The sequence below is a fragment of the Nocardia sp. CY41 genome (assembly GCF_009829325.1).
In the GTDB taxonomy this organism is placed as follows: domain Bacteria; phylum Actinomycetota; class Actinomycetes; order Mycobacteriales; family Mycobacteriaceae; genus Nocardia.
The window spans coordinates 1-515 of sequence record NZ_VUOS01000145.1; the positions used below are offsets into that span (position 1 = coordinate 1).

Here is a 515-nt window from a genome sequence, read left to right on the forward strand (position 1 = left end):
CGCAACGCCGCCACATCCAACGCGCCGCTCAACCGCACCGCGACCGGAATATTGTTCACTCCACTCGCCGGATCGAACCGGTTCAAAAACCACATCCGCTGCTGGGCATACGACAACGGCACCCGCTCCGGGCGCGGCCAGGCCCGCAACGCCTGCCCCGCCGCCGACCCCGCATGCGCCTCCACCCGCGCCGCCAACCCGGCAACCGTGCTCACCTCGAACAACAACTGCACCGGCACCCGCACATCCAACGCGGAACCGACCCGCGCCGCCGCCTGCGCCGCCAGCAGCGAATTCCCACCCAGCTCGAAGAAATCGTCATCCGCACCGACGCGGCCGTCCCCCTCCGGCACCAGCAACGCCGCGAACACCTCCGCGACGATCTCCTCCACCGGCGTCGACGGCGCCCGGAACGCCCGCGCCGCGAACACCGGCTCCGGCAACGCCGCCCGATCCAACTTCCCCACCGGCGTCAACGGAATCTCGTCCAGCACCATGATCGACGCGGGAATCAT

At 69.7% G+C, this 515-nt stretch carries 1 protein-coding gene; it reads right to left on the reverse strand.

The features are described from left to right. The coding region (locus GVY64_RS37100) for a phosphopantetheine-binding protein (RefSeq protein WP_159851378.1) at window positions 1-515 on the reverse strand (515 nt) is incomplete at both ends.